This window comes from bacterium (assembly GCA_019695335.1).
GTDB lineage: Bacteria > CLD3 > CLD3 > SB21 > SB21 > JABWBZ01.
In genome coordinates this window covers 45,712-53,501 of the sequence record JAIBAF010000021.1, presented here as the reverse complement: position 1 = coordinate 53,501, position 7,790 = coordinate 45,712, and the positions used below count along the sequence as shown (strand labels likewise).

The 7,790-nt window shown below is 44.9% G+C and carries 5 protein-coding genes; 2 read left to right on the top strand and 3 right to left on the bottom strand.

The genetic code is table 11. The features are described from left to right. Nucleotides 1-351 precede the first annotated feature (351 nt). Complete coding sequence (gene pepT / locus K1X84_07460) at nucleotides 352-1,602, bottom strand: peptidase T (GenBank protein ID MBX7151461.1); 1,251 nt, start codon at nucleotides 1,600-1,602, stop codon at nucleotides 352-354. 296 nt (nucleotides 1,603-1,898) lie between these two features. Here pepT and K1X84_07455 point away from each other — a divergent pair, with 296 nt between their 5' ends. Both K1X84_07455 and K1X84_07450 read left to right on the top strand, forming a co-directional pair. Then, nucleotides 1,899-3,752 (top strand): M1 family metallopeptidase, encoded by a 1,854-nt coding sequence (locus K1X84_07455; protein ID MBX7151460.1) that lies wholly within the window; start codon nucleotides 1,899-1,901, stop codon nucleotides 3,750-3,752. A 249-nt stretch (nucleotides 3,753-4,001) separates the two neighbouring features. Further along, on the top strand, nucleotides 4,002-4,472 hold the full coding sequence (locus K1X84_07450; GenBank protein MBX7151459.1) for a response regulator: 471 nt from the start codon (nucleotides 4,002-4,004) through the stop codon (nucleotides 4,470-4,472). Between the two features lie 177 nt (nucleotides 4,473-4,649). Here K1X84_07450 and dgt read toward each other — a convergent pair whose 3' ends face one another. Together dgt and K1X84_07440 are read right to left on the bottom strand one after the other, a co-directional pair. After that, a complete protein-coding gene (gene dgt / locus K1X84_07445) occupies nucleotides 4,650-5,930 on the bottom strand; it encodes a dNTP triphosphohydrolase (GenBank protein ID MBX7151458.1) in 1,281 nt (426 codons plus the stop codon). A 17-nt stretch (nucleotides 5,931-5,947) separates the two neighbouring features. Continuing rightward, nucleotides 5,948-7,615 carry a hypothetical protein gene (locus K1X84_07440; GenBank protein MBX7151457.1) on the bottom strand — a complete coding sequence of 556 codons (1,668 nt, stop codon included), beginning with the start codon at nucleotides 7,613-7,615 and terminating at the stop codon, nucleotides 5,948-5,950. Nucleotides 7,616-7,790: the final 175 nt, after the last annotated feature.

The following is a 7,790-nucleotide window of genomic DNA, read 5'->3' as shown; positions in this document are numbered from 1 at the left end:
GAACTATTTTCCGCCTCATGCAAGCGAACTCGGATTCAGGCGTTTTGTCGCAGCCGCAGCGCTTTTCTTTGCAACTTTCTTTTGGCGCGGTGCCAAAAGAAAGTGGATTACTCTGGATTCCCGTTTTCATGGGAATGACATCGGCTGAGGACATGCATTGATCGCTCTGGATTCCCGCGTACGCGGGAATGACAATTCAACATCCTCACCCATTCAGTGTAACGGCCGTTGCGCAATACACAAAAAATGTGTATTTTGAATACACGATTTTTGTGTAAAGACTGAAGCAAGGTCCTCCGCACCGTACAAAGGCTGAGCAGGACAACAATATAGATTAATTTGGATTTTGGCTTAAGCCCGTTCTTCCCAAATCTGTGCAATCGTCACGATCACACGCACCGCCATCTCCATATCCTGCACGGCAACCCATTCCAACTTCGAATGAAAGCTGTGTTCGCCGGCAAAAATATTGGGGCACGGCAATCCCATGAAGGAAAGGCGCGAACCGTCGGTACCGCCGCGGATCGGACTCAAAATGGGCTCGATATTCAGCCGCTTCATGGCTTCGATGGCATTTTCCCCGACTTCAGGATGTTTATCCAAGATATATTTCATATTGCGGTATTGTTCTTTCGCTTCGCATTCGGCGCGGGCGCCGGGAAATTGCATCGCCGCTTTTTCGGCCAGATCTTTCACGACTCCTTCGTGATCTTTGAGTTTCTCCGTGACAAAATCGCGGATGATGAATTTTAACGTCGCTAATTCTTCATTGGCTGTAAACGATACACAATGGACGAATCCTTCTTTGCCTTCGGTCGTTTCCGGTGAAAGATGATCTTTGGGAAGGCTTTCGATAAATCGCGCGGCGACTTTGACGGCATTGACCATTTTGTTTTTGGCATAACCGGGATGAATGTTTTTACCGTGAAATTTGACGATCATCATGTCGGCGCTGAAGGTCTCCGTCTCGACTTCTCCCCGGCTTTGTCCGTCCACCGTATAGGCGTACTTCGCGCCGAGCTTTTTCAGATTGATTTTCTCCGTGCCGCGTCCGACTTCTTCATCCGGCGTGAAGCATATTTTAATGGGGCCGTGTTTGATTTCCGGATGTTTGAGCAGATAGTTGACCGCGTCCATGATCTCCGCAACACCGGCTTTGTTATCCGCCCCAAGCAAGGTCGTGCCGTCGGCCGTAATGATATCGTATCCGATCATATTTTGCAGATCGGGATTATTTTTGGCTTCAATGATTTGGTGTGGATCTTTAGGAAGCGGTATATCTCCGCCTTGATAATTTTTGTGTATGATCGGTTTGACTTTCGCGCCCGTCACGGCCGGCGATGTGTCGACGTGGGCAATGAAAGCGATCGGGGAAACTTTTTTCTTCGTATTCGACGGCAGGGTCGCCATCACGTATCCCCATTTATCCATGGCGGCGTCTTTCAATCCCATTTTTTTGAGATCTTTCGCCAGATCGCGGGATAGGATTTTTTGTTTGGCCGTGCTGGGAAATGTGGTGGATTCATCGTCGGATTGCGTATCGTATTTAACGTATTTCAAAAAACGATCGACGCAGGTGAATGGGTATTTCGGATCGAACATAACAACCTCCGGTTTCTAATTGTCAATTTTCAATTGCCAATTTTCAATCAGCTAATATCGCATGTTTTTGCCGATTGAACTATGACATTGGTCATTGGTACGTAAAAGGTATCCTTTCAGGAAAAGAAACTCAATGACGGATTTTTTTCCTGAGCATTGATCAAAGATTTTGACCCGTTAATTCTCTTGCGTAATTCAGAAGCAAACCCTAACTTGCCGCTGTTCAAAAAATCAACATTATGGCCTGAAACCGCGCTTTCAGAGCGCTTTTCCCAACTTCTATTCAAGGAATTGTCATGAAAAAACTGTTACTCCTTCCAAGTATTATGTTATGGATATCCTGTTCCTCTGCAATCGAGCCGGAGCTTATGGATCATGATGAACATTCGTTTGCCCGTCCTGAAGAAGTGGTCGTCACGCACCTTGATTTGGACATAAAAGTCGATTTCGTTAAAAAAGAACTCACCGGCAAAGCCGCTCTTTCGATCAAGAACAAAAACAATTTCCATCAATTACATCTTGATACGCGCGGACTGACCATTCATAAAATTACGTTAGGCAAGGAAGAAAAAACGACCGCTTTTCAAATGGGTAATCCTGTCCCAGATCATGGCCAGGAATTGACCGTGGACATAGAATCGACGACGGATCTGGTCAACGTTTATTACAGCACGGGCGCGGAAGCGGACGCTTTGCAATGGTTAGAGCCGGCTCAGACGGCGGGTAAAAAACATCCGTTTCTTTTTACGCAGTCGCAGGCGATTTTGGCGCGCACATGGGTGCCATGCCAGGACAGTCCCGGAATTCGCATGACGTATACGGCGAAAGTCGAATGCCCCAAAGAACTCTGGGCCGTGATGAGCGCTGAAAACGATACGGTAAAAAACGACCAAGGCCTATACACATTCAAAATGACCAATCCTATTCCGGCTTATCTTCTCGCACTCGCGGTCGGCGATCTCCGGTTTCAATCGCTTGGGAAACGAAGCGGCGTGTATACGGAGCCGTCCGTGATGGCACGCGCCGCGTATGAATTGGGTGACACGGAAAAAATGATCGAAGCCGCTGAAAGTTTATACGGCGCTTACCGTTGGGGGCGTTATGATCTGATCGTGCTCCCGCCGAGTTTTCCATTCGGCGGCATGGAAAATCCACGCCTCACGTTCGCCACGCCGACGATCCTCGCCGGCGACCGCTCGCTCGTGTCTTTGGTGGCTCATGAACTGGCACATTCGTGGTCGGGTAATTTGGTAACGAATGCTACATGGAACGATTTCTGGCTCAACGAAGGATTTACCTGCTATTTTGAACGCCGAATCGACGAAGTTGTATTTGGGAAAGAGTTTGCCGAAATGGAAGCAAAATTAGGCGAACATGAGTTGCTGGAACAAATTAAAGAATTCGGTCCTGACAGCGCCGATACGCGGCTTCAGATCAATCTGCACGGACGCAGTCCCGATGAAGCCGGATCCGATATTGCCTACGAGAAAGGATATTCCTTTCTGCGGTTGATCGAAGAAACCGTCGGACGCGAGCAATTTGATCAGTTCCTCAAAAAATATTTCAACACGTTTGCATTTCAGTCGATGACCACTAAAAAATTTGTCGCCTATCTGCGTGCCGAATTGATCAAAGGCGATCAGGAATTAGAAAAGAAAATCCGCATCGATGAATGGGTGTATCAAACGGGCTTGCCGGATAATTTTCCGAAACCGCAATCGAATGCATTTGCGAAAGTAGAAGAACAGGTGCAGAATTGGACAAAAGGCAAACCCGCCAAGGAATTAACGACAGCCAACTGGTCGACAGCCGAGTGGAGACATTTTCTCAGGAACTTGCCCAAAACGATGACACGTTCACAAATGGATGAACTCGATGCGGCGTTTAAATTTTCAAAAACCGGCAATTCAGAAATTATTTTTGAATGGCTGAATCACGTTATCGTTAATAAGTATGAAGCTGGTTATCCGCAATTGGAATCTTTTCTGACAACTATGGGACGTCGGAAATTTTTGAAACCTTTGTATCAAAAATTGGCCGAAACGCAAGACGGGCTGCAAATGGCCAAAAGAATCTACACTAAAGCTCGTCCGACGTATCATGCCGTTTCAACCTCCACTATCGATGAACTGCTGAAGTGGAAAACATAAGAAAATCAAAATAAGATAGCTCTTCTTAATTTTGCAATACGTCAAAATAAAGACAATCGTCAATAATTTGACGTCATTATTTTGACAAGACGCAATTTTAAGTAATTTAAATACTTTATTTTCAATGCGAATGCAGCATATATATGTGGGCATATCCATTGCTATGTTTTGTTATCGGTATATTATGAACTTTTCGATTCTCACTTTTCAATTTTTATTCATTTCTGTAACTCTGTAACCTTGCTTAAAATGAAGTTACCCGTTGAGGGAAATGGTGTGCATGGCCCGGACATGGGGCGGATTTCGCAAACCAACTTTGAAAACAAAAATTTAGTCCGTATTCTGGTCGTTGATGATGACGATGCATCAGGTATGACGATTGGATTGATGCTCAAAACGGCCAATTACGAAGTGATCAGTGCATCGAATGCTTTTGAAGCTCTCAAAATATTCGATGAATCGCCGGTGGATATGGTACTCACCGATCTGGCTATGCCCAGGATGTCCGGTTGGGAATTGATTGAAGAATTGAGAAAACGTTCGAGTGATATTCCGATACTTCTCCTTACAGCCTCGGCGGAGTTGACGGTTTTGGAATGCAGCGATCGGGTCGAAAAACTGGGAATCAATAAAGTTCTCTTAAAGCCGATTCGCATGAAGGATTTGCTTGCTGAAGTTGAGCCTTTCGCAAAAAAAAATACGCCGACTCAACCGGCGTAACTACTCTGCCCTCCCTTTCCCCTTTCTTATAGTGAGAACCAATACGGTTGGATCGAAAGATTCAACCGTATTTTTTTTGTACGTATTGAACATTTCTCACGGTGAGAATCCGGACTTGTCGGGATTGGATAGAAAGATTCTACTGTATTATCTTATACTGCGGCATAATGAGGGGCATCATATCAAGTCCATTATGGAACCGAAGTCAGGGTCGAAAAGACGTTTATAGGTGCGAACGGCAAAGCCGTCAGTCATACCGGCGATGTAATCGCAAATAAGACGGGCACGTTTACGAATATCTTTTTCGGCGCGAACATTTTTTTCAGTGTGACTTGGCAGAAGGACGGTATTGGAGTCAGGATTTACGAGATAATGTTCGGCAAACGACTGAAAAAGTTTACGAATCATATAATCCGCTTTATATTCCAACTGATAAATCTGAGGTGACCAGAAAACCAGTTCTCTTGAAATAGCACCGTACAAATCCGATTCTTCCCGCACTTCCGGTTGAATATCAAGCCGGTAGGCATACCGTTTTGTACGCGCGCTCATAAAATTATGATCTTCAACGAGGCGACAGGCTTTGATAAACTCGCCGATCTTACGGCTGAAAACCCTGCTGAGTTTACGTGTCTTGACGGCTTGAGCCAGATCTGCAATATTTCGTGCGCGATCCCCGGTCAGATTTTTTTCCTGCGCCCATTTTTCGACCTTTTCGATAGTAATGAGCCCTGAGGTAATCCCATCAACCAGATCGTTGAGCGAGTATGCCGTATCGTCCGCCCAATCCATAATCTGACATTCAATACTGCGAAATTTATTCAGCTGCGGTTTTAATAGCGCAGGCACGGATGAATCTGAAAAAATAAAACTGAGATAGCTTTGCTGTTCATCATATAAAAAATGATTCTTTGGCGGGCGCCCGTCAGTTTTCATTTCAGAATAGAGTTTCTTGTATTTCATGACGCCATCGACAAACGCCCGCGTGGGATTCATCCCTTCGCGTCCGTTTTCTCCCGAATAAATGGACTCCGTAATAATGCGCAAAGTCTGAGCATTGCCCTCAAATCCGCCGTACGATTCCATTAATTGATTGATCGTCGCTTCCCCGGCATGCCCGAACGGCGGATGCCCGATATCGTGCGCCAGGCATATGGCTTCAACCAAATCGGAATCGATAAAGCAATTCTCATCAAGAAAATCGCTTTCATGTTTAAGATAGTTGCAAATGGAGCGCCCGATCTGAGCGACTTCGATGGAGTGCGTCAGTCGCGTACGATAGAAATCATATTCGCCGGAAAAAAAGACCTGCGTTTTGGCCTGCAACCGGCGAAACGACGACGTATAAATAATCCGGTCGCGATCCTGCTGAAATGCCGTGCGCACGTGCTGCGACCGCGGCTCATCAGGATGAACCAATTCCATATCGAATTCATTGTAGAACGTATTATGTGCCATTGGTCTAACCGGTTTCATTAATCCCATTTAATCGAATAAGTCGGTAAAACATCTACCGCAATGTCTTTGACAGCATCGAGGCTTGTTTGCAGTTGCGGAGAAGTATAAGTCCATTGATCGAAAAACGCTTGAACTTTTTTCGTATCGCCGTCGCCTAAAAGTTTTACCAGGTCAGCGGCCAGATCCTTTGCGCCGGCACGCATCTTACTGAATTCAACCGACCAGCGTTTGCCTGATTCATCGTAACGAACCGCGCCTTTTTGGGTTAAATAGTTTAATGACAGTAAAGCCGCTTTTCCGTGAGCCTGATTGGTACCGAAACGAATTGAACGGAACAGCGTACCAAGATACGAAACGTAAAAATATTTTTCTTTTTCTTTTTCGATGACGCCTTTATCCATGAGATAGACCAGCGAATGCATCCCGGCAATGTCGGCTTTGGCTTCTTCCAATGCATTATAATCAGGCCCGATGGCAGCGTTCACCGGCATGCCTTTATTGGAACCTATTTTTACAACCCTCGGCCCGACGGCATGGCAAATTTCATGCATGACCACAAATTGAAAAAAGCCCTGCTCGGAAAGATATTGAGTTTGCGCCGTATCGATCAAACGCATGCTGACCGGACGAATGATCGTATTGAAACGTGCTTCTAGCATATTTTTCCAAAACGTTTTCTTGGTTCCTTTTTTTGCATGAACTTCCGCATCATTGGGCAGATTGGTCGCCACCGCCTGATATGCAATAATCCCCTCTCCGGCGCGATAGATATCCCGGACAATGACGAATTTGGCCGTCAGTCCTTCGACCACCGACTTGTATTCATTCGGAACCGGAAGATTCTCTTCCATCTCTTTGAGATATTTTTTATACACTTCTAATTTAGCCGATTCCTCCTGATCGATGATTTCAATATACGCTTCATAGTTAGCTTTAACGCCCTTTATGCCGTCGGCATAGGTTTCATACGGGCCAAAAACAAGATCAAATTTCGAGCTATTCATATCAATCCAGGCCACATCGGCATCGTAATAATTATCGGTAAGCAGTGACTGAGCTTTTAGACGCAGCACTTTCGCAAAGGACGGATCGTCCGATAAATCAGCGCTTTCATTGAGTAGAGACGCAATTTTTTCGACATAAGGCTTGAATTCTTCATGATAAGGCATGGCCTTGTATCCTCCTTTACCGTCTTCACGAATGACCGTATAAGGATTCATGAATTCTCTTTTTTGATCTTCGGACAATGTCGCAAAATATTGATCAAACTTTTCGGCCGTCATTCCATAAGGATAATATTCATGACCAGGGTAAAAATTTCTAACTCCGTAAAACGTTGTGTCGTTGTTTAATGCTTCCCAAGGACCGGCATTGCGCTTGATCAAAGTCAAAAGTTTATCGGCTACACGGTTATTTTTGATTTGCGACAGGCTATCGCGAAGATGCATCGCATAGTGTGATGTTTGAAGCCAATAGATCGTATCAAGATAATCGGCTGCTTGTACCAATTTCTTCAAAATCGTTTTATCCTTTTCATTATACCCGCTGGCATCAAACGACATCGGATAAGGCGCATATTGCGATAAGTACTGATCCAATTGTTTTTCATTCACATTTCCATGATCGACAGGTTTACTGCAAGCCGTCGCCAGACACACTGCCAGTACCATAAAAAATCGTTTCATGCACAACTCCTATTAAGAATGATGATTATAATCGCCGGTTATTTTGATGGATATGATCGTAACGCGAGGTAATATTCAAAAGTTATCCCGAATTTGCAATTTGAATTTATGGTAATTGTAGATGATCGTAGCGTATGGAAAATAAAAAACACGCGGCTATAATCGCGTGTTTAGT

Excerpts from the sequence above, each read along its gene's own strand:
- K1X84_07455 (MBX7151460.1), top strand. The coding sequence starts at position 1,899 with ATGAAAAAACTGTTACTCCTTCCAAGTATTATGTTATGGATATCCTGT.
- K1X84_07440 (MBX7151457.1), bottom strand. The coding sequence starts at position 7,615 with ATGAAACGATTTTTTATGGTACTGGCAGTGTGTCTGGCGACGGCTTGC.
- K1X84_07450 (MBX7151459.1), top strand. The coding sequence starts at position 4,002 with ATGAAGTTACCCGTTGAGGGAAATGGTGTGCATGGCCCGGACATGGGG.
- dgt (MBX7151458.1), bottom strand. The coding sequence starts at position 5,930 with ATGGCACATAATACGTTCTACAATGAATTCGATATGGAATTGGTTCAT.
- pepT (MBX7151461.1), bottom strand. The coding sequence starts at position 1,602 with ATGTTCGATCCGAAATACCCATTCACCTGCGTCGATCGTTTTTTGAAA.